Origin of the sequence: Paracoccus sp. pheM1, from assembly GCF_018499825.1 — a bacterium.
Lineage (GTDB): Bacteria > Pseudomonadota > Alphaproteobacteria > Rhodobacterales > Rhodobacteraceae > Paracoccus > Paracoccus versutus.
This window is the reverse complement of sequence record NZ_JAGXCX010000001.1, coordinates 2,249,000-2,275,906: the sequence shown is the minus strand read 5'-3', so window position 1 is coordinate 2,275,906 and position 26,907 is coordinate 2,249,000. Positions and strand designations below refer to the sequence as shown.

Annotated in this window: 24 protein-coding genes; 18 read left to right on the top strand and 6 right to left on the bottom strand. The window is 68.6% G+C overall.

Annotated elements, in window-relative coordinates:
* The first annotated feature begins 17 nt into the window (after positions 1–17).
* The gene (locus tag KF941_RS11590; protein ID WP_214273388.1) at positions 18–1,415 is read left to right on the top strand and encodes a TolC family outer membrane protein; all 1,398 of its coding nucleotides are present in this window, start codon (positions 18–20) and stop codon (positions 1,413–1,415) included.
* A 30-nt stretch (positions 1,416–1,445) separates the two neighbouring features.
* On the top strand, positions 1,446–2,186 hold the full coding sequence (locus tag KF941_RS11585; RefSeq protein ID WP_116223131.1) for a hypothetical protein: 741 nt from the start codon (positions 1,446–1,448) through the stop codon (positions 2,184–2,186).
* A gap of 269 nt (positions 2,187–2,455) precedes the next feature.
* Here KF941_RS11585 and KF941_RS11580 read toward each other — a convergent pair whose 3' ends face one another.
* Positions 2,456–3,241: a DeoR/GlpR family DNA-binding transcription regulator gene (locus tag KF941_RS11580; protein ID WP_072461456.1), complete on the bottom strand. Its 786-nt coding sequence runs from the start codon at positions 3,239–3,241 to the stop codon at positions 2,456–2,458.
* 186 nt (positions 3,242–3,427) lie between these two features.
* Here KF941_RS11580 and glpK point away from each other — a divergent pair, with 186 nt between their 5' ends.
* The 5 genes from glpK (at position 3,428) to purU (ending at position 11,165) form a co-directional block, all read left to right on the top strand.
* Positions 3,428–4,912, top strand: a complete 1,485-nt coding sequence (gene glpK / locus KF941_RS11575; RefSeq protein WP_214273387.1) for a glycerol kinase GlpK — start codon at positions 3,428–3,430, stop codon at positions 4,910–4,912.
* Positions 4,909–6,042, top strand: a complete 1,134-nt coding sequence (locus KF941_RS11570) for an iron-containing alcohol dehydrogenase (RefSeq protein WP_214273386.1) — start codon at positions 4,909–4,911, stop codon at positions 6,040–6,042. Before glpK ends, KF941_RS11570 begins: the two co-directional genes overlap by 4 nt.
* 189 nt (positions 6,043–6,231) lie before the next feature.
* Positions 6,232–9,012, top strand: a complete 2,781-nt coding sequence (locus KF941_RS11565) for a patatin-like protein (protein WP_214273385.1) — start codon at positions 6,232–6,234, stop codon at positions 9,010–9,012.
* A 230-nt stretch (positions 9,013–9,242) separates the two neighbouring features.
* Entirely contained in the window at positions 9,243–10,148 is a 906-nt protein-coding gene (gene folD, locus KF941_RS11560) for a bifunctional methylenetetrahydrofolate dehydrogenase/methenyltetrahydrofolate cyclohydrolase FolD (RefSeq protein ID WP_116222725.1), read from the top strand.
* 132 nt (positions 10,149–10,280) lie between these two features.
* Positions 10,281–11,165, top strand: coding sequence for a formyltetrahydrofolate deformylase (purU, locus tag KF941_RS11555; RefSeq protein WP_214272728.1), 885 nt, complete (start codon positions 10,281–10,283; stop codon positions 11,163–11,165).
* Between the two features lie 101 nt (positions 11,166–11,266).
* On the opposite strand, the gene KF941_RS11550 is transcribed toward purU, so the two are convergent.
* From KF941_RS11550 to KF941_RS11540, 3 genes are all read right to left on the bottom strand, one after another.
* Entirely contained in the window at positions 11,267–12,934 is a 1,668-nt protein-coding gene (locus KF941_RS11550; protein ID WP_114535928.1) for a SulP family inorganic anion transporter, read from the bottom strand.
* 66 nt (positions 12,935–13,000) lie between these two features.
* Positions 13,001–13,258, bottom strand: a complete 258-nt coding sequence (locus KF941_RS11545) for a helix-turn-helix domain-containing protein (RefSeq protein ID WP_072463851.1) — start codon at positions 13,256–13,258, stop codon at positions 13,001–13,003.
* 132 nt (positions 13,259–13,390) lie between these two features.
* The gene (locus KF941_RS11540; RefSeq protein ID WP_240540284.1) at positions 13,391–15,412 is read right to left on the bottom strand and encodes a TonB-dependent receptor; all 2,022 of its coding nucleotides are present in this window, start codon (positions 15,410–15,412) and stop codon (positions 13,391–13,393) included.
* Positions 15,413–15,651: 239 nt separating this feature from the next.
* On the opposite strand from KF941_RS11540, the gene KF941_RS11535 reads away from it, so the two are divergent.
* The 8 genes from KF941_RS11535 (at position 15,652) to KF941_RS11500 (ending at position 20,643) form a co-directional block, all read left to right on the top strand.
* Positions 15,652–16,266 (top strand): ribonuclease H-like domain-containing protein, encoded by a 615-nt coding sequence (locus KF941_RS11535; protein WP_214273384.1) that lies wholly within the window; start codon positions 15,652–15,654, stop codon positions 16,264–16,266.
* Between the two features lie 10 nt (positions 16,267–16,276).
* Positions 16,277–17,224: a KpsF/GutQ family sugar-phosphate isomerase gene (locus KF941_RS11530; RefSeq protein ID WP_072463854.1), complete on the top strand. Its 948-nt coding sequence runs from the start codon at positions 16,277–16,279 to the stop codon at positions 17,222–17,224.
* A 2-nt stretch (positions 17,225–17,226) separates the two neighbouring features.
* Entirely contained in the window at positions 17,227–17,808 is a 582-nt protein-coding gene (locus KF941_RS11525) for a hypothetical protein (protein ID WP_214273383.1), read from the top strand.
* Between the two features lie 52 nt (positions 17,809–17,860).
* Complete coding sequence (gene lptA, locus KF941_RS11520; RefSeq protein WP_116223123.1) at positions 17,861–18,346, top strand: lipopolysaccharide transport periplasmic protein LptA; 486 nt, start codon at positions 17,861–17,863, stop codon at positions 18,344–18,346.
* Between the two features lie 4 nt (positions 18,347–18,350).
* Positions 18,351–19,085: an LPS export ABC transporter ATP-binding protein gene (gene lptB, locus KF941_RS11515; RefSeq protein ID WP_036758209.1), complete on the top strand. Its 735-nt coding sequence runs from the start codon at positions 18,351–18,353 to the stop codon at positions 19,083–19,085.
* Between the two features lie 162 nt (positions 19,086–19,247).
* The gene (gene raiA / locus KF941_RS11510) at positions 19,248–19,826 is read left to right on the top strand and encodes a ribosome-associated translation inhibitor RaiA (protein ID WP_214273382.1); all 579 of its coding nucleotides are present in this window, start codon (positions 19,248–19,250) and stop codon (positions 19,824–19,826) included.
* An 83-nt stretch (positions 19,827–19,909) separates the two neighbouring features.
* On the top strand, positions 19,910–20,374 hold the full coding sequence (locus KF941_RS11505; RefSeq protein ID WP_011748883.1) for a PTS sugar transporter subunit IIA: 465 nt from the start codon (positions 19,910–19,912) through the stop codon (positions 20,372–20,374).
* 74 nt (positions 20,375–20,448) lie between these two features.
* On the top strand, positions 20,449–20,643 hold the full coding sequence (locus tag KF941_RS11500) for a hypothetical protein (RefSeq protein WP_036758208.1): 195 nt from the start codon (positions 20,449–20,451) through the stop codon (positions 20,641–20,643).
* 78 nt (positions 20,644–20,721) lie between these two features.
* Here the strand turns inward: KF941_RS11500 and KF941_RS11495 are convergent, their stop codons facing one another.
* Positions 20,722–21,591 (bottom strand): branched-chain amino acid aminotransferase, encoded by an 870-nt coding sequence (locus KF941_RS11495; RefSeq protein WP_036758207.1) that lies wholly within the window; start codon positions 21,589–21,591, stop codon positions 20,722–20,724.
* Between the two features lie 152 nt (positions 21,592–21,743).
* Here KF941_RS11495 and KF941_RS11490 point away from each other — a divergent pair, with 152 nt between their 5' ends.
* Both KF941_RS11490 and KF941_RS11485 read left to right on the top strand, forming a co-directional pair.
* Entirely contained in the window at positions 21,744–22,262 is a 519-nt protein-coding gene (locus KF941_RS11490; RefSeq protein ID WP_036758206.1) for a MarR family transcriptional regulator, read from the top strand.
* Positions 22,259–23,002 (top strand): response regulator, encoded by a 744-nt coding sequence (locus KF941_RS11485; RefSeq protein ID WP_214273381.1) that lies wholly within the window; start codon positions 22,259–22,261, stop codon positions 23,000–23,002. Before KF941_RS11490 ends, KF941_RS11485 begins: the two co-directional genes overlap by 4 nt.
* Before the next feature lie 151 nt (positions 23,003–23,153).
* Here the strand turns inward: KF941_RS11485 and secA are convergent, their stop codons facing one another.
* Positions 23,154–25,859 carry a preprotein translocase subunit SecA gene (gene secA / locus KF941_RS11480; RefSeq protein ID WP_072463857.1) on the bottom strand — a complete coding sequence of 902 codons (2,706 nt, stop codon included), beginning with the start codon at positions 25,857–25,859 and terminating at the stop codon, positions 23,154–23,156.
* Positions 25,860–26,067: 208 nt separating this feature from the next.
* Here secA and KF941_RS11475 point away from each other — a divergent pair, with 208 nt between their 5' ends.
* Positions 26,068–26,907: a peptidylprolyl isomerase gene (locus tag KF941_RS11475; protein WP_214273380.1), complete on the top strand. Its 840-nt coding sequence runs from the start codon at positions 26,068–26,070 to the stop codon at positions 26,905–26,907.

The following is a 26,907-nucleotide window of genomic DNA, read 5'->3' as shown; positions in this document are numbered from 1 at the left end:
ACAGGAAAGGCCATGGCATGTTTCGCAAAACGCTGAAAAACCTGCGGCGTCCGCTGATCGCAGCCCTGCTTGCGGGCGCGACGGCGGCCCCCGCCGGGGCCGAATCGCTGGCCGATGCCATGGTCGCGGCCTATCGCCACTCGGCGCTTCTGGAACAGAACCGCGCCGTGCTGCGCGCCGCGGACGAGGACGCGGCCACCGCCCTGGCCCAGCTGCGCCCGGTCGTGCAATGGATCGCCGAGCATAGTTTCCAGAAGATCAACGGCCTGGCCATCGGCCGCTCGACCGGCATCGGGCTGCAGGCCCAGATCACGCTTTACGACTGGGGCCGCAACGCCATCGCCATCGACGCCGCCAAGGAAACCGTGCTGGCCACCCGTGCTGCGCTGGTCGGCGTCGAACAGGACGTGCTGCTGGGCGCGGTCCAGGCCTATCTGGACGTGCGCAGCGCCACCGAACAGGTTGATCTGCAATCCAATTCCGTGCGCGTGATCGGGCAGGAACAGCAGGCCGCCTCGGACCGTTTCGAAGTGGGCGAGATCACCCAGACCGACGTCTCGCAGGCCGATGCCGCCTTGGCCGCGGCGCGCGCCAGCCTTGCGGCCGCCCGCGGCAACCTGGAGGTCGCGCGCGAGGTCTATCGCGCCGCGACCGGCCGGGCGCCGGGCCAGCTTGCGCCGCCGCCGCCCACCCCGGCGCTGCCCGCCTCGCTCGAGGCGGCGCGGCAGATCGGCCAGCGCAGCCACCCGGCGATCCTGCAGGCGCAGCGCCTGGCCGCCGCCGCCGAGCTGGGCGTCGCCGCCGCCGCGGCCGAGCGCAACCCGACGCTGACCGGCCAGGCCAGCATCGGCCGGTCGCGCGAACTGTCGCTTCAAAGCCAGCAGGAATCGACCCGCAACACGCTGGGCGCCTCGCTCAGCCTGTCGCAGACGATCTATTCCGGCGGGCGGCTGCCCTCGGCCCATCGCAAGGCGATGGCGCGGCGGGACGAGGCGCGGGCCGGGCTGCTTCAGGTTTCGCGCCAGGTCGACGAGGCGGTCGGCCGGTCCTGGGCGGGAATCGACGTGGCACGGGCGCAGATCGGTGCCATCGACGAGCAGATCGTCGCCGCGCAGCAGGCCTACGAAGGCGTGCGCGAAGAGGCGACGCTGGGCGCGCGCACGACGCTGGACGTGCTGGACGCCGAACAATTGCTGCTCGAGGCGCGGGCGAACAAAATCTCGGCCGAGGCCAATCTGCAATTAGCACATTATCAACTTCTGGCTGCTATGGGTCTGTTGACGGTGGAAAACCTGAAACTGGGGATACCGACCTATGACCCATCGGCCTATTACAATGCGGTGCAGGACGCACCCTTTACCAGCAGGCAGGGCGAAAGCCTCGACCGCGTCTTGCGCGCGCTCGGCAGGGACTGACGCCGCCGCCCTCGATCCGGGGGGCGCATCATGCAGCATGAGGTGATGCGCCAACCGGCGCCGGGCCCCGGCTCGGACAATGTCGGCGACGTGCTGGCCTCGATCCGCCGGCTCATCGCCCAGGATGGGGCGGGCTGCCGCATCCCGGACCAGGCGCTGAACGCGCCGCCGGCCCAGGACGAGGCGCCGCCGGCGCAGACTGCGCCGCTGCCCCGACCGGCATCCTCGGCGCGAATCACCCCCTTGGTGCTGGACAGCAGTATCCTGGTCGCGGCCGAGCCGGTGAATGATCCGCAAGCCGGTGTTCCGCCGGAGCCGCGGATATTCGGCGACTGGCTGCGCATGCCGCCGGCCGAGGAACCTGCCGCGCCCGAGGCACGGGCAGGGCGGGTGGATGCCGCCGAAGCCGCGGCGGATCATGCCGACATCGAAGCCACCATCCAACCCCCCGGCCCTTCGCCCGAGGCGCCGACCACCACCATCCTGCAAATGGAGGAAACCATGCTGCATGCGAATGCTTCCGTGACCCCGATCAACCCGGCTGCCGAGGCGCAGGCGGCCGAAGCCTTGGCCCGCGACACCGGCGAGCCGCATCTTTTCGCGCCCCAGGACAAGGATGCGCAAAAGGGCACCCACCTGCGCGGCATGATCCGCGAGGCGATCCGGCAGGAGCTTCAGGGCGAGATCGGCAACCGTCTCAGCCGCAACCTGCAACAGATGATCCGCCACGAGATCGAACTGGCGCTGCGGCAGATGTGCGAAGAGGATTGAGCCGGCCGTCCCGCCGCCGGGCCGTAGTGCAGAAAGGGGCCTGTCCCGACCTGCGCCTGGGCCTTGCGCTTCGATCCGGCCGGTTTCGAAGGATGCCGGCCCCGGCCCTTTCGCCCGAACCCGGCGCAAGGGGCGGCCGCTAGGGCATCATCCGGGCTGCCAGGCCGGTTCATCGCCACGCGCAACCGCCGGAGGGTCCGGTTCGGATCGGCGACTCCGGTCATCCGCGGCGCTGGTCGGCCATTCGTGCCGGGCTGGCCCAAGGGGGGTCAGGTGTCCGCGATCTGGCCGGCCGGGGGGCAGAGCCGCACTTCGGTGTGCCATTCCGTACAGCGCCGGTGCAGGTCCTGGGGCAGGGGCTGGTCGGTGAAGATCGCATCCAGTTCGGACAGGCTGGCGATGCGGGCCGGCGCGGGGCGGCCGATCTTGGAATGGTCGGTGACTAGGAAGGCGCGGCGCGCCTGGCGCAGGATGGCGCGGCTGACCCGCACCTCGGCCAGGTCGAAGTCCAGCAGGTCGCCGTCATGGTCCAGCGCCGAGGTGCCGATGACCGCGTAATCCACCTTGAACTGCTCGAAGAACTGGGTGGTGAGTTCCCCCACCAGCCCGCCGTCCGAGCGCCGCAGCGTGCCGCCCGTCACCATGATCTCGCAGCCCGGATTGGCCAGCAGGATATTGGCGACATTCATGTTGTTGGTGATGACGGTGATGTTGGAATGATGGATCAGGGCGCGGGCCACCGCCTCGGTCGTGGTGCCCAGGTTCAGGATCAGGCTGCAATTGTCGGGAATTTCAGCCGCGCAGGCCGCGCCGATGGCGGCCTTGGCCTCGGCATTCATGCGCCGCCGGGCCTCATAGCCCAGGTTGACCGCGCCGGCGCGCGGCACCGCCCCGCCATGCACGCGGTCCAGAAGGCCCGCCCCCGCCATCTCGCCCAGGTCGCGGCGGATGGTCTGCAAGGTCACGTCGAAGCGTTGCGCCAGGTCCTCGACCAGCACCCGCCCCTCGGCGCGGGCAAGTTCGAGGATCTCGTTCTGGCGTATGCTGAGCGCCACCGGGCTCTCCATCGGCTGGATGGCGATCACTCTATGCGATCCGGCTTCGCGCGCAAGCGTTCCTTGCAGGGCGAGGAGCCGGCGTCGATGTTCGGATCGCGGCGATCCGCCCGGAAACGAAAGCCGCTTGACCGGCCGGATGCCGCGGTGCAGCCTGTGCATCACCCCGACGACAGCAGGCCGCCGATGCCCCATCTTCTTTCGATCGACCAGGGGACGACGTCGTCTCGGGCGATGGTCTTCGACGCGGGTTTGCGTCCGCTCGCCTCGGCGCAGCACGAATTCCCGCAGCACTACCCGGCCTCGGGCTGGGTCGAGCACGACCCCTCGGACCTGTGGGTGACGGTGGCCGGCGTGGCGCGGGCGGCGGTCGAGAAGGCCGGGATCCCTGCCCGCGACATCGCCGGCATCGGCATCACCAACCAGCGCGAGACCACGCTGCTCTGGGACCGCAGGACCGGCCAGCCGCTGCACCGCGCCATCGTCTGGCAGGACCGCCGCACCGCCGACCTCTGCGCCCGGCTCAGGGCCGAGGGCCACGAGCCGATGGTCGCCGCCCGCACCGGCCTGCTGCTCGACCCCTATTTCTCGGGCTCCAAGCTGCAATGGCTGCTCGACCATGTCGACGGCGCCCGCGCCCGCGCCCGGCGCGGCGAGCTGGCCTTCGGCACCGTCGACAGCTGGCTGATCTGGAACCTGACCGGCGGCCGGGTGCATGCCACCGACGCCACCAACGCCGCGCGCACGCTGCTTTTCAACATCGCCGAGAACCGCTGGGACGAGGAGATCTGCGCGCTTTTCGACATCCCGATGCAGCTTCTGCCCGAGGTCAGGGACTGCGCCGCCGATTACGGCGCCACGCGGGCCGACCTGTTCGGGCGCGAGATCCCGATCCTGGGCGTGGCCGGCGACCAGCAGGCGGCGACGGTGGGCCAGGCCTGCTTTGCGCCCGGCATGATGAAATCGACCTATGGCACCGGCTGCTTTGCGCTGCTGAACACCGGCGCGGACCGGGTGGCCTCGAGCAACCGCCTGCTGACGACCATCGCCTATCGGCTGGGGGGCCGGACGACCTATGCGCTGGAGGGCTCGATCTTCATCGCCGGGGCGGTGGTGCAATGGCTGCGCGACGGCCTGGGGCTGATCCGGCACGCGTCCGAGACGCAGGCGCTGGCCGAGGCGGCCGATCCCGGCCAGGACCTGGTGCTGGTGCCGGCCTTCACCGGGCTCGGGGCGCCCTATTGGCGGCCGGAGTGCCGGGGCGCGGTCTTCGGGCTGACGCGGAACTCGGGCCCGGCGGAGCTGGCGCGTGCGGCGCTGGAGAGCGTGGGTTTCCAGACCCGCGACCTTCTGGAGGCGATGCGGGCGGACTGGCCGGATGCGGGCGGGGTATTGCGGGTGGACGGCGGCATGGCGTCGAGCGGCTGGACGATGCAGTTTCTCTCGGACATCCTGGGGGCGCCGGTGGACCGTCCGGCGGTGACCGAGACGACGGCGCTGGGTGCGGGCTACCTGGCGGGGTTGCAGGCGGGGCTGTGCCCGCCGCCCGAGGAATTCGCCCGCGCCTGGTCGCTGGAGCGCCGCTTCGCCCCCGCCATGCCCGCGCCCGAGCGCGAGGCCCGATACGCAAGGTGGAAAACCGCAGTCAAGGCGACGATGGAGGTGGCATGAGCGCGTTTTCCTTTGCCCTGCCGGGCCGGGTGGTCTTTGGCCGCGGCGAGGCGCGGAAGGCCCCGGCGCTGATCCGCGCGCATGGGCCGCGCGGCGTGCTGGTGCATGGCGCGAACCCCGCCCGTGCCGCCTGGCTGCTCGACGCGCTGCGTGCCGAGGGCGCCGAGGTCATGGCCGTCGCCTGCGGTGCCGAGCCGACCCTGCCGATGCTGGAGGCGGCGCTGGCCGGGGCCAAGGGCCACCAAGCCGATTGGGTCGCGGCACTGGGCGGCGGCGCGGCGCTGGACCTGGGCAAGGCGCTGGCGGCGCTGATCCCGGCGCCGGGCGGGATCATGGATCACCTGGAGGTCGTGGGCCGCGGCTTGCCGCTGGCCGCGCCGCCCTTGCCCTTTGTCGCGCTGCCGACCACCGCCGGCACCGGGGCCGAGGCGACGCGGAACGCGGTGATCGGCCTGCCGGAACATGGCCGCAAGGTCTCGATCCGGGACGAGCGCATGTTGCCGCGCCTGGCCATCGTCGATCCGGCGCTGACCGACCATTGCCCGCGCGCGGTGACGCTGGCTTCGGGCCTCGACGCGCTGGCGCAGGTGATCGAGCCCTACCTGTCCTGCAAGGCCACGCCCTTCACCGATGCGCTGGTGCGCCCCGCGATCCCGCAGGGCCTGCGCGCGCTGAAGCGGCTGATGGAGACCGAGGATGCGGCGGCGCGCGACATCATGGCCTGGGTCAGCCTTTGCGGCGGGATGGCGCTGGCGAATGGCGGGCTGGGCGCGGTCCACGGCCTTGCCGGGGTGATCGGCGGCGTGACGCCCGCCGCGCATGGCGCGATCTGCGGCGCGCTGCTGGGGCCGGTGCTGGCGATGAACCGCGCCCACAGCCCCGATCCCGCCCGCATCCACAAGGTCTGCACCGAGATTGCCGGCGCATTCGGCGGCGATGCGGCCGAGGCGCCGCAGGGGCTGGCCCGCTGGGCGCGCGATGCCGGCCTGCCGGGACTGGGCGCGCAGGGGCTGGATGCGGCCCGGCATCGGGCGGTGGCCGAAGCCTCGCTCAGCAGTTCCTCGATGAAGGGCAATCCCTTCGTCCCCTCGGTGCCGCAGCTGTGCGAGGTCTTGCGCGAGGCAGGCTGAGGGGCGGGCCATGGGCCGGTTCCGGCGCGCCCTGGCATGGACCCGCGCATGATGCCGCCCGCGACGCCTTGCGATCCGCCGCTCGACTGACGGTTGCAATTCCCGCGAGACAATTCGGGCGATTGCGCTTACCGTTCTGAAACGGAACGGTTCTTGTCACCTGCCAGCCGGGCGGTATTGGGGGGCGGAATGGTCGAACGGGCTACGGGTGAGGTGCGCTTCGCGGTCGTCCTTTACGGCGGCGTCTCGCTGGCGATCTACATGAACGGCATCGCGCAGGAACTGCTGCGCATGGTGCGCGGCAGCTCGGACCTGCCGGACGAGGCGCTGTCGCCGGGCGAGCTGATCTATCGCCGGCTGTCGCGCGAACTGGCCGGCCCGCGCGGCGGACGCAAGCGCTTCGTGATCGACATCATCTCGGGCACCTCGGCGGGCGGGATCAACGGCGTGGCGCTGGCCAAGGCGCTGGTCGCGGGCGCGCGCGACATCGACATCCTGCGCGAGGCATGGACGGAAAAGGCCGACATCGGCCAGTTGCTCAACGACCGCCAGGGCATCGCCGGCCGCCTGCGCCCGACCGAATCGCTGCTGGACGGTGGCCATATGTTCCGGGTGCTGCACGACACGCTGGCCCGGCTGACCGGCGACGGCAGGCCGCTGGCCGAGACGGTGGACCTGTTCGTCACCGCCACCGACCTGCACGGCCGGCAGGCGCCGATCCACCTGACCGGCGCGCGGCTGGACGAAAGGGTCCACCGCAAGGTGTTCCACTTTGCCTATGACGGGGCGGGGCGCAACGATTTCGGCCCCGGAAACGAGGCCATGCTGGCCTTTGCCGCGCGCTGCACCTCGTCCTTTCCGGTGGCCTTTCCGCCGATGCGCTTTGCCGACATGCCGGCCGCGGCGCAGGATGCGGGCTTTGCCCGGTTCTTCGACCACGACCCGGATTATGCCGGCCGGCTGTTCGCCGATGGCGGCTATCTGGACAACCGGCCCTTCAGCTATGCGACCGGGCTGATCCCCTCGCGCCCGACCACCCTGCCGGGCGAGCGCAAGCTTCTGTTCATCGACCCCTTCCCCGAGGCGCCGCCCCCGCCCGGCCAGCCGCCCCGGCCGGTGGATTTCCTGCAAAACGCCCAGCTGGCGCTGACCGGCCTGCCGCGCTACGAGGTGATCCGCGACGACATCCGCGCCATCGCCCGCATGAACCGGCGGCTGGAACGGCTGGGCGCCTTGCAGGTCCGCTGGCGCGAGGACCAGAACCGGGTCGAGGCCGCCGGGCGCGAGATGCGCCAAAGGCGCAAGCCGGCCGATCTGGACCGCATGGACCTGGCCGACCTGATGACCGGCGCCTATCAATACCCGCAGAACTACCCGCTTTATCACCACCTGCGGGTCTATGGCACCACCGACGGGCTGTCGGGGATCGTGGCGGGGCTGGCGGGGCACCCGCCGGATTCGGACGTGGCGCTGTATCTGCGCCAGATCCTGCGTGCCTGGCGCGACGACAATTTCAGCGCCTATCACGCCGAGGGGCGCGAGACCGAGAACGCCTTCCTGTCCCGCCATGACCTGGATTTCCGGCTGCGGCGGCTGATCCACCTGCGCGCCCATCTCGACGAGGCGCTGGACCGGCGCGAACGCATCCAGGGCGAGGAGGTGGCGCTGCACCTGCCGCCCGACCTTCTGGCGTCCCTGCGTGACCGGATCGAGCAGGAGCTGGCCGAATTGCGCCGCCTGGCCCGCCCCGCCAGCAGCCGGGCCCAGGCCCTGCTGGCCGGCGCCGAGATCGGCCGGCTGGATGGGCTGATCTCGGCCGAATACAGCGCGGTGATGAAGCTTGCCACGCTCGACCAGCGCTATCGCAAGGCGCGCGAGATCTATCGCAGCACGGAGATCAGGGCGCTGGTGGACAAGGCGCTGGCGCGGCTGGGGCAGGACATGCGCGCCGCCTTCGACGCCAGCAGCGCCCGCATCCGCGCCGAGCTGGCCGCGCCCGAAATGCAGCCGCTGCTGGATGTCTATGACGATTTCCACTGGCATGACGTGATGACCTATCCCTTCCTCGAAGGGTCCGAGCTTCAGGAGCATTCGCAGGTCGAGGTGTTCCGCGTCAGCCCCGCCGACAGCGGGCTGAACCCGCGGCCCGGCAAGCTGGCGGGCATCGCCGTCGGTGCCTTCGGCGGTTTCCTGAACCGCGACTGGCGCGAGCATGACATCCTCTGGGGCCGGCTGGACGGGGCCGAGCGCATCGTCGCCGCGCTGATGTCCGACCGCCCCGAGGCCGAGCGCAGCGCCTGGGTGCAAGAGATGCAGAACCAGATCCTGCGCGAGGAATATGGCGAAGAGGCGGGCCAGGCCCGGCGGCTGGCGCTGCTCAAGGCCAAGCTGCGCGATGCCCGCATCGACGAGGACGCCTTCGAGGAGACGGCCGCCCAGGCGCTGGGGGTCAAGGACGCGGCCGAGCTGGACCTGCGGCGTTTCGGCGCACATTACAAGGATCTCAAGCCCATCGGCCCGCGCCCGCCCGAGATCGCGGGCTGGAGCAGCCGCAGCATGGCGATCCTGTCGCGCATGATCGACGACCTGCCCGACGACGGCATCCTGCGTCTTTTCGGCAGCCGGGCGGCCACGGCGCTGCGGGCCGGGGGCGGGCTGATCTCTGGCTTTGCGCGTTTCGCCATGCCCGGCAGCTACTGGCGGATGCTGGCGGACAAGATGCTGTTCCTGGCCATGCTGGCGGGGGGTCTGGTGGTGCTGCTTTCGCCCTGGCTGGGGCCGGCGGCGGCCCGGATCGGCTGGCTGCTGCTGGCGGTCGCGGTCGCGGCCTGGCTTCTGCTCTACGGCTTCGGCCGCTGGCTGCGCGGCCGCGACAGCCTGCCGCGGGCGCTGCGCTGGCCGGCGATCCTCGTCGCGCTGGCGCTGATGGGGGTGGGGCTGGCGACTGTCGCAGATCGCCTGTTTGGCTGACGCAGCCCGCGACGGCCCCCGTCGCAAACCGACCTCGCCTTGTCGCAATAACGCCCGGGCTTTGCGTCGCGCGGTTGGAAAAAGGCGTCAAGGGGGATAGAGGCGAAACCGGGACGGGCAGGTCCGCCATGAGCCGGGCTTGCGCATGTCGGCGCCTGCGCTATCCGCGCGCGTGTGGGCGCCGGGCTTTTGCCTTGGGGCGGGCTGCGGACATTGAAGGAGAATGGCTTATGGGTGCAAGGATCATCGACGGGCGGGGCTTTGCGGCCGGGGTGCGGGCGCGTGTTGCCGAGGCTGTGGACCGGCTGCGGTCTGCGCATGGGTTGGTGCCCGGGCTTGCGGTTGTTCTGGTGGGCGAGGATCCTGCGAGCCAGGTCTATGTCAGGAACAAGGCGGTCCAGACGCGCGAGGCGGGGATGGCGAGCTTCGAGCACCGGCTTGCGGCCGAGACGCCGCAGGCGGCGCTGCTGGCGCTGGTCGCGCGGCTCAATGCCGACCCGGCCGTGCACGGCATCCTGGTGCAGCTGCCGCTGCCCGCGCATATGGACGCCGGGGCGGTGATCGCCGCCATCGACCCGCGAAAGGACGTGGACGGGTTCCATGCGCTGAACGTGGGGCTGCTGGGGACCGGGCAGAAGGCGCTGGTGCCCTGCACGCCCTCGGGCTGCCTGATGCTCTTGCGCGAGACGCTCGGGGATCTGTCGGGGCTGGAGGCGGTGGTGGTGGGGCGCAGCAACATCGTGGGCAAGCCGATGGCGCAGCTCTTGCTGGCCGAGAACTGCACGGTGACCATCGCCCACAGCCGCACCCGCGAGCTGGCGGCGGTCTGCCGGCGGGCGGACATCCTGGTGGCGGCGGTGGGCCGGGCGCGGATGATCCGGGGCGAGTGGATCAAGCCCGGCGCCACGGTGATCGACGTGGGCATCAACCGCATCGAGGAGGAGGGCCGGTCGCGGCTGGTCGGCGACGTGGACTTCGCGGGCGCGGCGCAGGTGGCGGGCGCGATCACCCCGGTGCCGGGGGGCGTGGGGCCGATGACCATCGCCTGCCTGCTGGCCAATACGCTGGTGGCCTGCTGCCGGGCGCATGGCCTGCCCGAGCCGGATCCGGGCCGGGCCGAAGGCGCGGCGGCCTGAGGGATGGCGCGGGACGGCGGGGGGCGCTGCCCCCCCGCTCCTGCGGCCCCTCGAGGGGGCCGCAGGAGCGTCCCCCCGGGATATTTGCACACGGAAGAAACCAGGGCGCTTGCCCTTTCAGTGGAGAGCCAGATGAAGAAATACACGCTGACGGTCGCCTGCCCCTCGACGCGCGGCATCGTCGCCACCGTGGCCGGCTTTCTGGCCGAGCATGGCTGCAACATCACCGACAGTTCGCAGTTCGACGATACCGAGACCGGGCGCTTCTTCATGCGGGTGAGCTTCGTCTCGGAGGAGGGCGTGGGGCTGGAGGCGCTGCGCGCGGGCCTGGCCGGCCCGGCCGAGCCCTTCGGCATGGACCATGCCATCCATGACGAGGCCGAGAAGATGAAGGTGGTGATCATGGTCAGCCGCTTCGGCCATTGCCTGAACGACCTGCTCTATCGCTGGCGCATCGGCGCGCTGCCGATCGAGATCGTGGCGGTGATCTCGAACCACATGGACTACCAGAAGGTGGTGGTGAACCACGACATCCCCTTCCACTGCATCAAGGTCACGCGCGAGAACAAGCCGCAGGCCGAGGCGCAGCTGATGGCGGTGGTCGAGGATTCGGGGGCCGAGCTGGTGGTGCTGGCGCGCTACATGCAGGTGCTGTCGGACGCATTGTGCCGCAAGATGTCGGGGCGGATCATCAACATCCACCATTCCTTCCTGCCGAGCTTCAAGGGCGCCAACCCCTACAAGCAGGCCTTCGAGCGCGGGGTGAAGCTGATCGGGGCGACCAGCCATTACGTGACCGCCGACCTCGACGAGGGCCCGATCATCGAGCAGGACACCGTCCGGGTCACCCATGCGCAATCGCCCGAGGACTACGTCAGCCTCGGCCGCGACGTCGAAAGCCAGGTCCTGGCCCGCGCCATCCACGCCCATATCCACCGCCGGGTGTTCCTCAACGGCAACAAGACCGTGGTCTTCCCCGCCTCGCCAGGAAGCTACGCATCCGAAAGAATGGGGTGAAACAGCGCCCCCCACCCCCAGCCCCCGCCCCGGTCTTCCGTGGACAAATATCCCCGCCGGAGGCAAGCGGCGGGGAAGACGGTGCCCCGCGTGCAGGATCGCTATGACCCGTGACGCCGGCGCAGCGCCTCGTCGACCGTAGGTGCGTAATGCACCAGCGGGCGGCGCAGCCCATGCGTCAGCAGCACCCGGCGGATGTCGCGGCTGGTGCCGGTCAGCCACAGCGCGATGCCGCGGCGCTGTGCCTTGTGCGCCAGCCCCTCGATCATGTTGGCGCCGGTGGAATCCAGGAAGGGCACGGCGCTGAAATCCACCACCAGCACCCGGAACCCGTCCTGGATGCGATCCAGCACCGAGCCGATCGAGGCGGTGGCGCCGAAGAACAGCGCCCCCGAGATGCGATAGACCACCACGTCGCGCGGCTGCGGCTGGTCCGGGCGCGGCCGGCTGCTGTCGGCCATGTCGGCGCCGACCAGCGCCTCGACCCCTACCGCCTGGCTCATGCGCTGGATGAACAGCACCGAGCCGAGCGCCAGGCCCGTGACGATGGCCTCGGTCAGGTCGCGGAAGATCGTCAGCCCGAAGGTGACCAGCAGCACCGCCGCCTCGCCCCAGCCCGAGCGCAGCAGGATGGCGATGGCGGGTTTCTCGATCATGTTCCAGGCGACGACCGCCAGCACGCCGGCCAGTGCTGCCAGGGGGATATAGGATGCCAATGGCGCCGCCAGCAGCATGAAGCCCAGCAGGAACAGCGCATGCAGCATCCCCGCCACCGGCCCATGCGCGCCCGAGCGCACGTTGGTCGCGGTCCGCGCGATGGTGCCGGTGACGCAGATGCCGCCGAACAGCGCCGAACCCATGTTCGCCACCCCCTGCGCCACCAGTTCGCAATTCGAGCGGTGCCGGCGGCCGGTCATGCCGTCGGCGACCACCGCCGAAAGCAGCGATTCGATGGCGCCCAGCAGCGTCAGCGATACCGCCGCGGGCAGAAGCGCCAGGGCCTTCTCCAGCGAAAACTCCGGCAGCGCCGGGGCGGGCAGGGTCGAGGGGATGCCGCCGAAACGGCTGCCGATGGTCGCGACATCCGCCCCCGTTGCCGCGGTGATGCCCGCGGCCAGCGTCACGGCGATCAGCATGCCGGGCCAGTGTGGGCGGGCGCGCTTCAGCCCCAGGATCACCGCGACGGTTCCCAGCGCGATCCCCAGCGCGGCAGGCGTCAGGCTGGCGCGGGCCTGCCACAGCGCCGGGATCTTCTCGACCAGCTCGCCCGGTTCATGGGTCAGCGCCAGGCCGAAGATTTCCTTCAGCTGGCTGGTGAAGATGATGACGGCGATGCCGGCGGTGAAGCCGACCGTCACCGGGAAGGGGATGAACTTGATGAAGGTGCCCAGCCGCAAGAACCCGATCGCGACCAGCATCAGCCCCGACATGAAGGTCGCAAGGATCAGCCCCGACATGCCGTGCTGCGCCACGATCCCGGCGACCAGCACGATGAAGGCCCCCGCCGGCCCGCCGATCTGGTAGCGCGAGCCGCCCAGCGCCGAGACCAGGAAGCCGCCGATGATGGCGGTATAGAGCCCCTGCGCCGGCGAGGCGCCGGAGGCGATGGCGATGGCCATCGACAGGGGCAGCGCCACGATGGCGACGGTCAGCCCGGCCAGGGCATCGGCGCGCAGCTCGGCCGCGCCATAGCCCTCGCGCAGGACGGTGATCAGTTTCGGGGTGAACAGCGGCGCAAATCCGGGCGCTGCGATTGCCTGCTGGTTCATCTGGGGCCGCACCTTGGTCAAGGAGGCGGCGGGATCGTCGGCTTTCGTCGGCGGTCGCCGTCGCGATTACGTCTGCGGACCGGATTTCAGCCGCACGCCGCGCCCGCCCGAGGTGCTGGCGGCGCCTTCGCCGATCAGCTCGATCCCGGCGGCCTCCAGCGCCTCGACCACGCGGGTCAGGCTTTCGACCACGCCGCGCACATTGCCGTCGCTGGCCTCCATGCGCTGGATCGTGGGAACCGACAGGCCCGAGAGTTCGGCGAGCCGCTTCTGGTCGATGCCAAGAAGGGCGCGCGCCGCACGCATCTGGGCCGAGGTCATCATGCGCTGATTTCCAATCCTTGATGATGGATATCTAGCATAGCTATCATGATATTTCAAACATCATCTTTGCCGGTTCAGGCATGAAAAAAGGCCCCCGCGAAGGAGGGCCCTTCCCGACAGGCTCCGGATGGATCAGAAATCCATCTTCAGCCCCAGCGTGACGGTGCGGCCGGGGGCGTAAAGCGGCTGAACCCCGCGCGCATCATATTGCACATAGCTGGACCGCTCGGAATATTTGCGGTCGAAGACGTTGTCCACGCCCAGATGCAGGACGACGTTCTGGTAGTGTTCCGGCCGCCATTCGCCGTAAAGGTTCAGGACGGTATAGCTGGGCGCTTCCGAGAAACCGGCCTCGGTCAGGTAGTCGCCCGACAGCTTGTCGGCCCATTCCACCGTGGCACCGACCTTGGCGTTGTATTGCGCGATTTCCTGATCGACATAGAGGGTGGCGACCTTGCCGACCGGCACCGCGGTGCCGCCATTGGGCAGCCTGTCTTCGCCGTCCTGGGTCACGTCCGCCTTGGTGAAGCTGCCGCCGACGCGGCCGCTGCCCCAGCTGTAGGCGCCTTGCAGGGTAAAGCCCTTGCTGCGGTATTCCGCGACATTGCCCAGATAGGGCGCGCCCTCGTCGGGGAAGACCAGTTCGCCCATGTCCTTCAGCCGGGTATCGAAGAAGGTCAGGTTGCCGGTCCAGTTGCCCTGGTCGGCATTCAGGCCCAGCTTGATGTTGCGGGCGCTGGAGGTGTCGTAATCCTCGGCGACGTAAAGGTCCGAACCGCGGGCGTGCAGCAGCGCGTATTCGCCGAAGGTATGGCCCAGCCAGGTATGCGAGGCGCCGGCAAAGACCTCGAAGCCCTCGGCAAACTCATAGGAAACCGTGCCGTTCACGCTGGCGCCGGTGTCCGAGTGGCGGCCGCCGTTGAAATCGGTAAAGCGGTGGTGGTCCAGCCGCAGGCCGGTCGACAGGTCGATGCCGTTGTCGAATTCGAACCGGCCTTGGACGAAGGCGCCGATCTGCATCGTGTCCATGGTCCAGTAACGCCGGTCGGTGTCGCCGTAGTTGTCGACCTCGTAATCGTCATAGGCCCAGTCCACGCCCGCCGTGATCCTGCCCTGGCCCAGCGTATAGGTGTTCTGCAGCTTGCCGCCGATGGTCTGGTTTTCCAGGTTCATGTCGCCATTGATCGGGCGCTCGCCGGTGGCATAGTTCGGGCGCTCGTATTTGTTGCGGCTGACGAAGACCATCGCCTCGGGATCCCAGGCGTCGCTGGGGGCAGTCGAGGTGTATTTCAGCGTCACCGTATCGCGCGAGACCTTCAGCGGATAGACGCTGCGATCCACCGGCCGGGTCGGGCTGGTCGGATACAGGTCCATGTTCATCTTGATGGTGCGGTCGGCGTCGTCCTCGGTCCGGTCATAGGCCAGTTCGACGCGGTGCGTGTCGAACTCGTAGCCCAGCTTCACCAGCGCGCCGCGAACGGCGGGCTCGGTGCCGTCCATTTCCAGACCGTCGCCGGCTTCGTAATTGTCGCCGTCCGTGCCATGGATCATGGCGAACCAGTCAAAGCCCCCGTAGACGCCATAACCGGCCAGCGAAGTCGAGAGGCCGCGGCCGTTGCTGCCATAGGACAGGCCGACGCGGCCGCCCTGGTTGCGGCCATCGGTCAGCAGATCCTTGGCGCCGACCGTCTCATAGCGCACGGCACCCGCCGCCGCGCCGAAGCCGGCATCGGCGGCGGCGGCGCCGGCCTCGACCTCGACGGACTTCAGGAAGGCCGGGTCGATCACGTTCGAGCCGGTATGGTGCCAGCTGGTCGGCCCCTGCGGCACGCCGTCCAGGGTCACGGCCAGGTTCGACTGCTCCAGCCCGAAGACATGGATGCGCTTGGCCGGGCCGGCGCCGCCCGAAACGGTGATCGCGGAATCGCGCGCGAAGAGTTCCGAGACATCTGCGGGCTGCATCGCCTCGATGTCCTCGGCGGTGACGGAGACGCCGCCGGTCGCCTCGACGTTCTCCTGGCCGTCGGCGACCAGGGTGATCGGGTTCAGGACCACGGTCTCGGCGTTCTGGTTGTCCTGTGCGTAAAGGGCTGTCGCCAGGGCAAGCGAGGACACGCCCGCCAGCGGGATAATACGGCGCAATTTCATGGTCATTGCCTTGATTCGTTCGAAACTGGCGCGAGTTATATGGCCGGTCTCAGGATGAACAAGTATTTTACTCGGATATTCGATCTGGTTTCGACTGAAATAGTCGGGATTGTTGCGCATCTGCGCCACCTTCCCCTGCGGGCCGCGACGATGGGCCGCAGGATGCCGACAGCCAACGCCGGGGCTGGCGCAGGCGGGGGCAATGGGGTTACAGCAGCCCAAAGCCGCAGCCCGAGAAGCCACAGATGACGATTACCCTTTACTGCAACGACCTGCCGGACGACCTGGACCTGGGTCCGGTCGTGGCCATCGACACCGAGACGATGGGGCTGGACCCGCGCCGCGACCGGCTGTGCCTGGTGCAGCTGTCCTCGGGCGACGGCAATGCGCATCTGGTGCAGATCGCCCAGGGCCAGCGCGCGGCGCCGAACCTGGTGCGGATGCTGGCCGATCCCCAGGTGCTGAAGCTTTTCCACTTCGGGCGTTTCGACATCGCCGCGCTGGAGGCGGCCTTCGGCGTGGCGACGAAGCCGGTCTGGTGCACCAAGATCGCCAGCAAGATGGTGCGCACCTATACCGACCGGCACGGGCTGAAATACCTGCTTTCGGACCTGGTCGGCGTCGACATCTCCAAGCAGCAGCAGACCAGCGACTGGGGCGCGGCGGAACTGTCCGAGGCGCAGCGGGAATATGCCGCCTCGGACGTGCTGCACCTGCACGCGCTCAAGGCCGAGCTGGAAAAGCGACTGGCGCGCGAGGGGCGGCTGGGCCTGGCGCAGGCCTGTTTCGACTTTCTTCCCACCCGTGCCCATCTGGACCTGCTGGGCTGGGGGGATGAAAACGACATCTTCCATCACTAGGTAGCGGGCCATGAGCGCATATCTCGATACCGCCCGCAGGGTGATCCGCACCGAGGCCGAGGGGCTGGCCCTGCTGGCCGACGGCCTTGGCGACAGCTTCGACCGCGCGGTCGAGACCGTCCTGGCCGCGCGCGGCCGGGTGGTCGTGTCCGGCATGGGCAAGTCCGGCCATGTCGGGCGCAAGATCGCCGCGACGCTGGCCTCGACCGGGACGCCGGCGCAGTTCGTCCATCCGGCCGAGGCGAGCCATGGCGACCTGGGCATGGTGACGCAGGGCGACGTGGCGCTGGTGCTGTCCAATTCCGGCGAGACGCCGGAGCTGGCCGACCTGATCGCCCATACCCGCCGCTTCCAGATCCCGCTGATCGGCGTTGCCGGCCGGCCGCAATCGACGCTGCTGCGCCAGGCCGACGTTGCGCTGGTCCTGCCCGCGGCGCCCGAGGCCTGCGGCACCGGCATCGTGCCCACCACCTCGACCACCATGACCATCGCGCTGGGCGACGCGCTGGCCGTGGCGCTGATGGAGCATCGCCAGTTCACCCCCGAGCATTTCCGCACCTTCCACCCCGGCGGCAAGCTGGGCGCGAAACTGTCCAAGGTGGCCGACCTGATGCACCGGGACATGCCGCTGGTGGCCGAGACCGCGCCCATGGCCGAGGCGCTGCTGACCATCAGCCAGAAAAGCTTCGGCGTGACCGGGGTGACGGATGCCGCGGGGCGGCTGACCGGCATCATCACCGACGGCGACCTGCGGCGGCACATGCAGGGCCTTCTGGACCATAGCGCCGCCGAGGTGATGACCCGCAACCCGCGCACCATCGGCCCCGACGCGCTGGCCGAGGCGGCCTTGGCCGAGATGCAGGCGCGCCGCATCACCTGCCTGTTCGTGGTCACGCCCGAGGGGATGCCGGCGGGGCTGATCCATATCCACGACTTCCTGCGCACGGGGCTTGTCTGACGGTGGGCACCCGCTCGCGCATCGTGGCCTGGCTGCGGGTGCTCCTGCCGCTGACGGCGCTGGCGATCCTGTCGGTGCTGTTCCTGCTGGGCCGCAAGCCCGACCCCGAGGCGAGCATCCCCTATGCCGACGTGGGCCCGCGCGAGCTGGCCGAGCGGCAGGCGGTGACGAGCCCGACCTATGCCGGCGTGACCCGCGACGGCGCGCAGCTGAGCATCTCGGCCGCCGAGGCGCTGCCCGGCGATCGCACCAGCGGCGCCCAGGCGCAGGCGGTGCGCATGACCCTGCGCGCCAGCGACGGGCGGGCGGCGGATGTCAGCGCCGGCGCCGCCTCGATGGCGGACCAGCAGGTCCGGCTGGGCGAGGGGGTGCGCATGACCACCGCCGACGGCTGGGTGCTGACCGCGCCCGAACTGCTGGCCTCGACCACCGAGGGCACGCTGCTCTCGGAGGACGAGGTCAATGTGCTTGCTCCTTTCGGCCGGCTGACGGCGGGGCGGATGGAGTTTCGGCCCTCGGGCGAGGGCAGCGGCGATCACGTTCTTGATTTGAGCGGCGGAGTCCGCTTGATATACCGGCCATGACCCGGCGCCGCCGGCCGCATAGGGGGCCTGCGGGCGCCAGAAAGGAAATCCGATGATCCGGCCCGGACCGCTTTTGCCCGTGATCCTGTCGCTGATGCTGGCGGCGGGCCCGGCGCTGGGACAGGCCGCCGGCTTCGGCCGGGCGCAGGACACCAAGGAGCCGGTCGAGGTCACGGCCGATTCGCTGACCGTGGACCAGAAGACCGGCCAGGCGACCTTTTCCGGCAATGTGCTGATCGGCCAGGGCGCCATGCGGCTGTCGGCGGACAGCGTGACCGTGACCTATGCCCAGGGCGACCAGCGCCGCATCAGCGCGCTGCACGCGCAGGGCAACGTCACCCTGGCCAGCGGCGAGGACGCGGCCGAGGCCCAGGCGGCGGATTACGATGTCGAGACCGGGACCATCGTGCTGACCGGCGACGTGCTGCTGAGCCAGGGCGGCAACCTGCTGGCGGGCGACAAGGTGACGGTGAACCTGGAAAGCGGCACCGCCGACGCCTCGGGCCGGGTGCGCAGCGTCCTGCAGCCGGAGAACTGACGCCATGGCCGAAAAGCAGGGGCTGCGCGTCCGCGGCCTGCGCAAATCCTATCGCAACCGCCCGGTGATCCGCGACGTGGCGCTGGACCTGGACCGGGGCGAGGTGGTGGCGCTTCTGGGGCCGAACGGCTCGGGCAAGACCACCTGCTTCTACTGCGTGGCCGGGCTGGTCGCGCCTGATTCGGGCCAGGTGCTGATCGACGGGCAGGACGCGACGCGGCTGCCGATGTATCGCCGCGCCCAGATGGGCATCGGCTACCTGCCGCAGGAGATGTCGATCTTTCGCGGCCTCACGGTCGAGCAGAACATCATGGCCGTCCTGGAACTGGTCGAGCCGCATGTCCACCAGCGCCGCGAGCGGCTGGAGGAACTGCTGGGCGATTTCTCGATCGGCCATCTGCGCGGTGCCTCGGCCATGGCGCTGTCGGGGGGCGAGCGGCGCCGGGTCGAGATCGCCCGCTGCCTGGCGGCCGATCCGGCCTATCTGCTTCTGGACGAACCATTCGCCGGCGTCGATCCCATCGCCGTGGGCGAGATCCGGGCCCTGGTCCACGACCTGAAAAGCCGCGGCATCGGCGTGCTGATCACCGATCACAACGTCCGCGAAACGCTGGAGATCGTGGACCGCGCCTATATCCTGCACGACGGCCATGTGCTGAAATCCGGCACCACGGCCGAGATCGTCGCCGATCCGCAGGTCCGCCGCGTCTACCTGGGCGAAACCTTCCGCATGAACTGAACGCGAGGACGTGACGATCCCGTGCGCGCAGCCGTTGACACGGCGGCATGGCTGTCACCAAATGAGGATATGGCCAGGCAGGACGCCGGGCCAAAGAAACCCGGACGGTGCCGCCGCGAGGGCTGCGACGACCAGGCCGGGCAACCGAAAGGACGGACCACCATGCGCTATCAGATCAGCGGAAAACAGATCGATGTGGGCGATGCGCTTTCGACTCATGTCAAGACCGAACTCGGTGCCACCGTTGAGAAATATTCGCAACGCCCGACGGATGCGACGGTCATCTTTTCCCGCAACGCGCATGAATTCATCTGCGATGCCGTGGTGCATCTCTCGACCGGGCTGACCGCCCAGGCCAAGGGCGGGGCCACCGACATCTATGCGGCCTTCGAACAGTGCCGCGAGCGGATGGACAAGCAATTGCGCCGCTACAAGCGCCGGCTCAAGGATCATTACAAGGACCGGACCCAGCCGGTTGAATTCGAACAGGCGGGGATGTATGTGCTGGCCGCTGGTGAAGATGACGAATGGGAAACGCAGGGCGACGGCGTGCAACCCATGATCATCGCCGAGATGGAGACCCGCGTGCCCACCCTGTCGGTCGGCGAGGCGGTGATGCAGATGGAACTGGCCGGCAGCCCGCTGCTGGTCTTCCGCAACGAGAAACATGGGGGCGTGAACGTGGTTCACCGCCGCGACGACGGCAACGTGGGCTGGATCGACCCCCGCAATCTGGGCTAGACTGACGCAAGAAGGGCAGTCTTGTTGAACCAACGTCCCGGCCGCGCAGCCCGCGGCCGGGCCTTGACAATTTTTTGGGCGACATGCAGATCAGCGACATACTCTCCCCCGCCGCCGTGCGGACGATGAGCCAGACCACCAGCAAGAAACGGTTGTTCCAGGAAATCGCCGAACAGGCGCGGGCGGTCTATGGCGTGGATGCCGCCCAGACGCTGGACGCGCTGCAAGAGCGCGAAAGCCTGGGCCCCACCGGGGTCGGCCATGGCGTCGCGCTGCCCCATGCGCGGCTGCACGGGCTCGACCACGTGGTCGGCCTGTTCCTGCGGCTGGAAAAGCCGCTGGATTTCGACGCGGTGGACCGCCAGCCGGTTGACCTGATCTTTGCGCTGCTCGCGCCCAAGAACTCGGGCGTCGATCACCTCAAGGCACTGGCGCTGGTCTCGCGCACGCTGCGCGACCAGGACCTGCGCGCCAAGCTGCGCGCGAACGAGGATCCGGTGGCGCTGCACGCCATGCTGGCCGCCGCGCCGGGCATCAAGGCGGCCTGAGGTCGCAGGGCCGCCCGCAAGGGGTGAAATGCGCCCGCATCCGCGCTATACTCCCGCGCGGGAGGAAGACCGAAATGACCAGACATATCGCAGACCGCAGTCACGAAAACAGTTCCGGCCGCACCCAATACTATACGCGGCAGGAACGCGAATCCGGCCTTCATCCGGCCATCGCCGCCCTGCGCATGCGGCCCCGCGTCCGCAGCAGCGAAGAGGCGAATCGCCGCGCCGCCGAATTTGCCCGGATCGAGCGCGGCCATCGGGTCTGATCCCTGGCCCAGCAATGCGAACCGGCCGGGCGCTGCCGCCCGGCCGGTTTTCATTTCGGCCTTCGCCTGGGACGGCGGTCAGGCGCGGACCAGATTTTCGTATTCCTCGGCGATCTTGCGGGTGGTGTCGCCGACCTGGAAATGCCAGTCGCCGATCTGCCCGACCGGGGTCACTTCGGCCGCGGTGCCGGTCAGGAAGCATTCCTGGAAGCTGTCCAGTTCCTCGGGCTTGATGCGGCGTTCATGCACGGCGGTGCCGTTGTCCTTGAGCATCTGGATGACGGTCTGCCGGGTGATGCCGTTCAGGAAGCGGTCGGCCAGGGGCGTATGCACCTCGCCGTCCTTGACGAAGAAGATGTTGGCGCCGGTGGCCTCGGCGACATAGCCCTCCCAGTCCATGAACAGCGCGTCCGAGCAGCCCTTCTCCTCGGCCGCGTGCTTGGACATGGTGCAGATCATGTAAAGCCCGGCGGCCTTGGCGGCGGTGGGGATGGTCTCGGGGCTGGGCCGCTTCCACTTGGCGATGTCGAGCTTCGCGCCCTGCCATTTCGCGTCGCCGTAATAGCTGCCCCATTCCCAGGCGGCGACGGCCATGCGCACCGGGTTGCGGCGCGCCGAAACCCCCATGTCCTCGCCCGAGCCGCGCCACATCACCGCGCGGACATAGGCGTCCTTGAAGCCGTTGGCCTCCAGCACGGCGGTTTTCGCCGCGTCGATCTCTTCTGCGCTATAGGGCGATTGCATGTCCAGCAGCCGCGCCGATTCGATCAGCCGCAGCGAATGCTCGTGGCCCTTGAAGATCTTGCCGCTGTAGCACCGCTCGCCCTCGAACACCGAGCTGGCATAATGCAGCGCATGGGTCAGGATGTGGACGTTCGCCTCGCGCCACTCCACCAGCTTGCCATCCATCCAGATCTTGCCGTCACGATCGTCATATGCGCCCGCCATTTTTCCCTCCGGCCGGTTCGGTTTGCGGAATGTTGCGCCGTCAGAGCATGTCTGGCAAAGAAAGTTGCGCAACTTGAGGTCTGGGCTATCCATTCATGGTTGGAAAGTCAACAAGTCTGACGTAATAAGGGCCATGCAGTGAAGGGAAGGCCATGCAGAACAAGGTGAATGTCGCGCCGGCAGGCGGGGAAAGCCTGCTGTTTCTGACGGATGATCAGCTTCGCCGCGGGATCGAGGCGATGTTCTTCGCCTATCGCGCCTTTACCGCCGATCCCGACCTGATCCTGGCCGAGCTGGATTACGGCCGCGCCCATCACCGGGCGATTCACTTCATCAACCGCGAGCCGGGCCTGACGGTGACGGCGCTTCTGGACGTGCTGGGCGTGACCAAGCAATCGCTGAACCGGGTGCTGCGCACGCTGATCGAGGAAGGGCTGGTCGAAAGCCGCATCGGCCGCCGCGACCGGCGCGAGCGTCAGCTCTACCTGACCGACAAGGGCGCGGCGCTGGAGCGGCGGCTGTCCGAGGCGCAGCGCGCCCGGATGCGCGCCGCCTATCGCGCCGCCGGGCCCCAGGCGGTGGCCGGCTTTCGGCAGGTGCTGGAGGCGATGATGGACCGCGACACGCTGCGCCAGTATCGCGCGCTGAAAGAACTGCCCGAGACGCCATGACCGCCCCCTCCCTCGCCCCCGCTTCCGCACTCGATCTCCAGCCCGTGGCCCATATCCTGGTCGTGGACGACGACGAACGCATCCGCAGCCTGCTGCGCCGCTTCCTGATGCGCAACGATTTCCTGGTGACGACGGCGCGCGACGCCGCCCATGCCCGGCGCCTGCTCGACGGGCTGGATTTCGACCTGATCGTGCTCGACGTGATGATGCCGGGCGAGGACGGGTTCTCGCTGACGCGCGACCTGCGCAAGCGGATGACCACGCCGATCCTGCTGCTGACCGCCAAGGGCGAGACGGGGGACCGCATCGAGGGTTTCGAAAGCGGTGCCGACGACTACCTGCCCAAGCCCTTCGAGCCGCGCGAACTGCTTCTGCGCATCGCCGCCATCCTGCGCCGCATCCCGGCGGCCGAGGCGAAGGGGCCGAAGTTCCTGTCGCTGGGCCATCTGCGCTACGATGCCGACAAGGGCGAGCTGTGGCAGGGCGATGCGCCGCTGCGCCTGACGGGAACCGAGCAGGCGCTGCTCAGGCGCCTTGCCGACACGCCGCGCCAGCCGGTCAGCCGCAGCGCGCTGATCGAGGATCTGGGCCGCAGCCCGGCCGAGGAGGCGGGCGAGAACTCCGAGCGCGCCATCGATGTGCAGATCACCCGCCTGCGCCGCAAGATCGAGCCGGACCCCAAGGAGCCGCGCTATCTGCAAACCGTGCGCGGCACCGGCTACATGCTGGTGCCCGACTAGGCCACGCCGCGCCCGCCTGCACGGCTGCAATGGGTATTTGGACAACAGAGAAGATCGCGGCGCGGGCCCAGGACTTCTTCGTTGTCCAAATACCCATGCCGAGCGTGCAAGAGGCGCGGCGCATGAGAAAGGGGCCCGAAGGCCCCCAAAATCACGCCAGCGCGCCGTGGCAGTGCTTGAACTTCTTGCCCGAGCCGCAGGGACAAGGATCGTTGCGCGAGGGGTTGCCCCAGGTGGTGGGGTCGGTCTCGTCGAAGCCGGCGACCCGGCCCGAGACCTCGCCGCCCTCGGCCTCCTCGTGTTCGGGATGCATCTGCGCCTCGACCGCCGCCTGGCTCTGCTGGTATTCGCGCAGCATCTGCTCGCGCTCGGCATCGGTCAGCGGGCGGATGCGGGCCAGTTGCTGGGTCACGTCGAAGCGCAGCCCGTCCAGCATGGTCTCGAACAGCTGGAACCCTTCGGTCTTGTATTCCGACAGCGGGTCGCGCTGCGCATAGCCGCGGAAGCCCACGACCGAGCGCAGGTGTTCCAGCGTCACCAGATGCTCGCGCCATTTGCTGTCGATCTGTTGCAGCAGCACCTGCTTTTCGATCTGGCGCATGTTTTCCGGGCCGAACTGCTCGGCCTTCTGCGCCATATAGGCGTCGGTGGCCTGCTGGATGCGTTCGCGGATCGCCTCCTGGTCCACGCCGTCCTCGGCGGCCCAGTCGGCGATGGGCAGGTCCATGTTCAGCCTGTCGATCACCGCGTCGTGCAGGCCCTGGACGTCCCATTGCTCGGCATAGGCACGGGGCGGCAGGTGGCGCTCGACCAGGTCGTCGATCACCTGGGCGCGCATGTCGGCGGCGACCTCCTCGACCTCCTCGGTATGCATGATCTCCAGCCGCTGGCTGAAGATCGCCTTGCGCTGGTCGTTCATCACGTCGTCGAATTTCAGCAATTGCTTGCGGATGTCGAAGTTGCGGCCCTCGACCTTGGCCTGTGCGCGTTCCAAGGACTTGTTGACCCAGGGGTGGACGATGGCCTCGCCCTCTTTCATGCCGAGCGTGGACAGCACCTTGTCCAGCCGTTCCGAGCCGAAGATGCGCATCAGGTCGTCTTCCAGCGACAGGAAGAACAGCGAGCGGCCGGGGTCGCCCTGCCGGCCCGAGCGGCCGCGCAGCTGGTTGTCGATGCGGCGGCTTTCGTGGCGTTCTGTCGCCAGCACGAAGAGGCCGCCGGCGTCCAGCACCGCCTGTTTCTCGGCGGCATGTTCGGCCTCGATGCGGGCGCGGACCTCGTCGGGGTTCGCCTCGGGATCGGCGGCCAGCGCCTCCATCACCTTCATCTCGACATTGCCGCCCAGCTGGATGTCGGTGCCGCGGCCGGCCATGTTGGTGGCGATGGTCACGGCGCCCAGCTTGCCGGCATCGGCGACGATCTTGGCCTCCTGCTCGTGCTGGCGGGCGTTCAGCACGTTGTGCTGGATGCCCTCCTTGGCCAGCATCTGCGACAGCATCTCGGATTTCTCGATCGAGGTGGTGCCGACCAGGATCGGCTGGCCCTTTTCATGGGCTTCCTTGATCGCGGCGATCACGGCGGCGTATTTCTCGGCCGCGGTGCGATAGACGCGGTCGTGTTCGTCGATGCGCTGCACCGGACGGTTGGTCGGCACCTCGACCACGCCCAGCTTGTAGATCTCGGCGAATTCCTCGGCCTCGGTGGCGGCGGTGCCGGTCATGCCCGAGAGCTTGTCGTAGAGCCGGAAATAGTTCTGGAACGTGACCGAGGCCAGCGTGACGTTTTCCGGCTGGATGGCGACGCCTTCCTTGGCCTCGATGGCCTGGTGCAGCCCGTCCGACAGGCGGCGGCCCTTCATCATCCGGCCGGTGAATTCGTCGATCAGCACCACCTCGTCGTCGCGCACGATATAGTGCTGGTCGCGCTGGAACAGCTTGTGCGCGCGCATCGCCTGGTTGACGTGATGCACGATGGTGGTCGATTCCGGGTCGTAGAGCGTCTGCCCCTCGGGCAGGATGCCCGCCGCCTGCAGCCGCTTTTCCAGGAACTCGTTGCCTTCCTCGGTAAAGGTGGCGTTGCGGGTCTTTTCGTCCAGCTTGTAATGCTCGGGTGCCAGTTCCGGCATGAAGCGGTCCAGCGTCTTGTAAAGTTCGCTGCGGTCCTGGCTGGGCCCCGAGATGATCAGCGGCGTGCGCGCCTCGTCGATCAGGATCGAGTCGACCTCGTCCACGATGGCGAAGAAATGCCCGCGCTGGGTCATCTGCTCGATCGAGCCCTTCATGTTGTCGCGCAGGTAGTCGAAGCCCAGCTCGTTGTTGGTGGCATAGGTCACGTCGGCCCGGTAGGCTTCGCGCTTTTCGGCATCGTCCTGGAACGGGTAGACCACGCCGGTGGTCATGCCGAGCTGGGCAAAGACCTTGCCCATCCAATGCGCGTCGCGTTTCGCCAGGTAGTCGTTGACGGTGACGACATGCACGCCCTTGCCGGCCAGCGCGTTCAGATAGGCCGGGAAGGTCGCGACCAGGGTCTTGCCCTCGCCGGTCTTCATCTCGGCGATATTGCCCTGGTGCAGGAAGACGCCGCCCATCAGCTGGGTGTCGAAGGCGCGCAGGCCCAGGGCGCGGCGCGCCGCCTCGCGGCAATTGGCAAAGGCCTCGGGCAGAAGCTTGTCCAGATCCTCGCCCGATTGGGCGCGGCCCTGCAATTCGCGGGTCTTGTCGATCAGCTCCGCGTCCGAGAGGGGGCGGAACTTCTCCTCCAGCGCGTTGATCTGGGCCACCAGCGGGCGGACCGATTTCACCTTGCGGTCGTTGGGCGTGCCAAAGACCAGTTTCGCCAAGTTTCCGATGCCGAGCATATGAACCTTCAAAATCGCGTATCTGGGGGTGCGCGGGACGTTCCGCCCACTTGCCGGCACCATTCGCCTTGCCCTATCACTTGGGCCGGAAAAACGGCGACGGGCGCGCATTTTCGGTTGCGCCGGATGTATGCCCCGGCCGGCCCACTGTCAACGCTTGCGCCCGTTCACCTATGCGTGGACGCGCCGTCCCATGAAGGGGAAACCTATGCTGAAACCGCTTCTTGCCGTCTCCGTGCTGCTTTCGGGGACCGTCTCGGCCCTGCCCGTGCTGGCGCAGGATGCCGATACGGTCGTCGCCACCGTCAATGGCGAGGCGATCACGCTGGGCCAGATGGTCGCCATGCGGCAGGGGCTGGACGCGCAGGCGACCCAGGGCCTGCCGGATACGGCGCTGTGGGACCTGATGCTGGACCAGATGATCCGCCAGACCGCCGTGGCCCAGGCGGCCGAGCCGCTGAGCAAGCGCGACGCCGTGGCGCTGGAGATCGAGAAGCGCGCCTATCTGGCCGGCTCGGTGCTGGAAAAGGTGGCTTCGGCCGAGCCGGACGAGGCCGAGCTGAAAGCCGCCTATGACCAGGCCTTCGGCGGCCAGGGCGAGCCGGCCATCGAATACAATGCCGCCCATATCCTGGTGAAGACCAGGGAGGAGGCCGAGGCCATCGCCAAGCAACTGGCCGAAGGCGCCGATTTCGGCGCTTTGGCCGCGGAGAAATCGACCGACAATTCCGGCCCGAACAAGGGCGACCTGGGCTGGTTCCAGCCCGAGCAGATGGTCGAGCCCTTTGCCGAGGCGGTGAAGGCGCTGGAAAAGGGCCAGGTTTCCCAGCCGGTCGAGACCCAGTTCGGCTGGCATGTCATCAAGCTGAACGACACCCGTGAGGTGACGCCCCCCGCCTTCGAAGAGGTCAAGGAACAGCTGGCCGTGCAGGTGCGCCGCGACAAGGTGCAGGCCGAGATCGAAAAGCGCGTGGCCGAGGCCAAGGTCGAAAAGACCGAGGGGCTTGCCCCCGACCTGCTGAACAAGACCGACATCCTGGGAGAGTGA

What these genes read in the sequence shown, in the direction of transcription:
- KF941_RS11545 (WP_072463851.1), bottom strand. Translation starts at nt 13,258, where the DNA reads ATGATGACCTCGGCCCAGATGCGTGCGGCGCGCGCCCTTCTTGGCATC.
- KF941_RS11590 (WP_214273388.1), top strand. Translation starts at nt 18, where the DNA reads ATGTTTCGCAAAACGCTGAAAAACCTGCGGCGTCCGCTGATCGCAGCC.
- KF941_RS11475 (WP_214273380.1), top strand. Translation starts at nt 26,068, where the DNA reads ATGCTGAAACCGCTTCTTGCCGTCTCCGTGCTGCTTTCGGGGACCGTC.
- KF941_RS11530 (WP_072463854.1), top strand. Translation starts at nt 16,277, where the DNA reads ATGAGCGCATATCTCGATACCGCCCGCAGGGTGATCCGCACCGAGGCC.
- secA (WP_072463857.1), bottom strand. Translation starts at nt 25,859, where the DNA reads ATGCTCGGCATCGGAAACTTGGCGAAACTGGTCTTTGGCACGCCCAAC.
- KF941_RS11570 (WP_214273386.1), top strand. Translation starts at nt 4,909, where the DNA reads ATGAGCGCGTTTTCCTTTGCCCTGCCGGGCCGGGTGGTCTTTGGCCGC.
- folD (WP_116222725.1), top strand. Translation starts at nt 9,243, where the DNA reads ATGGGTGCAAGGATCATCGACGGGCGGGGCTTTGCGGCCGGGGTGCGG.
- KF941_RS11500 (WP_036758208.1), top strand. Translation starts at nt 20,449, where the DNA reads ATGACCAGACATATCGCAGACCGCAGTCACGAAAACAGTTCCGGCCGC.
- lptA (WP_116223123.1), top strand. Translation starts at nt 17,861, where the DNA reads ATGATCCGGCCCGGACCGCTTTTGCCCGTGATCCTGTCGCTGATGCTG.
- KF941_RS11505 (WP_011748883.1), top strand. Translation starts at nt 19,910, where the DNA reads ATGCAGATCAGCGACATACTCTCCCCCGCCGCCGTGCGGACGATGAGC.
- purU (WP_214272728.1), top strand. Translation starts at nt 10,281, where the DNA reads ATGAAGAAATACACGCTGACGGTCGCCTGCCCCTCGACGCGCGGCATC.
- raiA (WP_214273382.1), top strand. Translation starts at nt 19,248, where the DNA reads ATGCGCTATCAGATCAGCGGAAAACAGATCGATGTGGGCGATGCGCTT.
- KF941_RS11495 (WP_036758207.1), bottom strand. Translation starts at nt 21,591, where the DNA reads ATGGCGGGCGCATATGACGATCGTGACGGCAAGATCTGGATGGATGGC.
- KF941_RS11565 (WP_214273385.1), top strand. Translation starts at nt 6,232, where the DNA reads ATGGTCGAACGGGCTACGGGTGAGGTGCGCTTCGCGGTCGTCCTTTAC.
- KF941_RS11550 (WP_114535928.1), bottom strand. Translation starts at nt 12,934, where the DNA reads ATGAACCAGCAGGCAATCGCAGCGCCCGGATTTGCGCCGCTGTTCACC.
- KF941_RS11485 (WP_214273381.1), top strand. Translation starts at nt 22,259, where the DNA reads ATGACCGCCCCCTCCCTCGCCCCCGCTTCCGCACTCGATCTCCAGCCC.
- glpK (WP_214273387.1), top strand. Translation starts at nt 3,428, where the DNA reads ATGCCCCATCTTCTTTCGATCGACCAGGGGACGACGTCGTCTCGGGCG.
- KF941_RS11535 (WP_214273384.1), top strand. Translation starts at nt 15,652, where the DNA reads ATGACGATTACCCTTTACTGCAACGACCTGCCGGACGACCTGGACCTG.
- KF941_RS11585 (WP_116223131.1), top strand. Translation starts at nt 1,446, where the DNA reads ATGCAGCATGAGGTGATGCGCCAACCGGCGCCGGGCCCCGGCTCGGAC.
- KF941_RS11540 (WP_240540284.1), bottom strand. Translation starts at nt 15,412, where the DNA reads ATGACCATGAAATTGCGCCGTATTATCCCGCTGGCGGGCGTGTCCTCG.
- lptB (WP_036758209.1), top strand. Translation starts at nt 18,351, where the DNA reads ATGGCCGAAAAGCAGGGGCTGCGCGTCCGCGGCCTGCGCAAATCCTAT.
- KF941_RS11490 (WP_036758206.1), top strand. Translation starts at nt 21,744, where the DNA reads ATGCAGAACAAGGTGAATGTCGCGCCGGCAGGCGGGGAAAGCCTGCTG.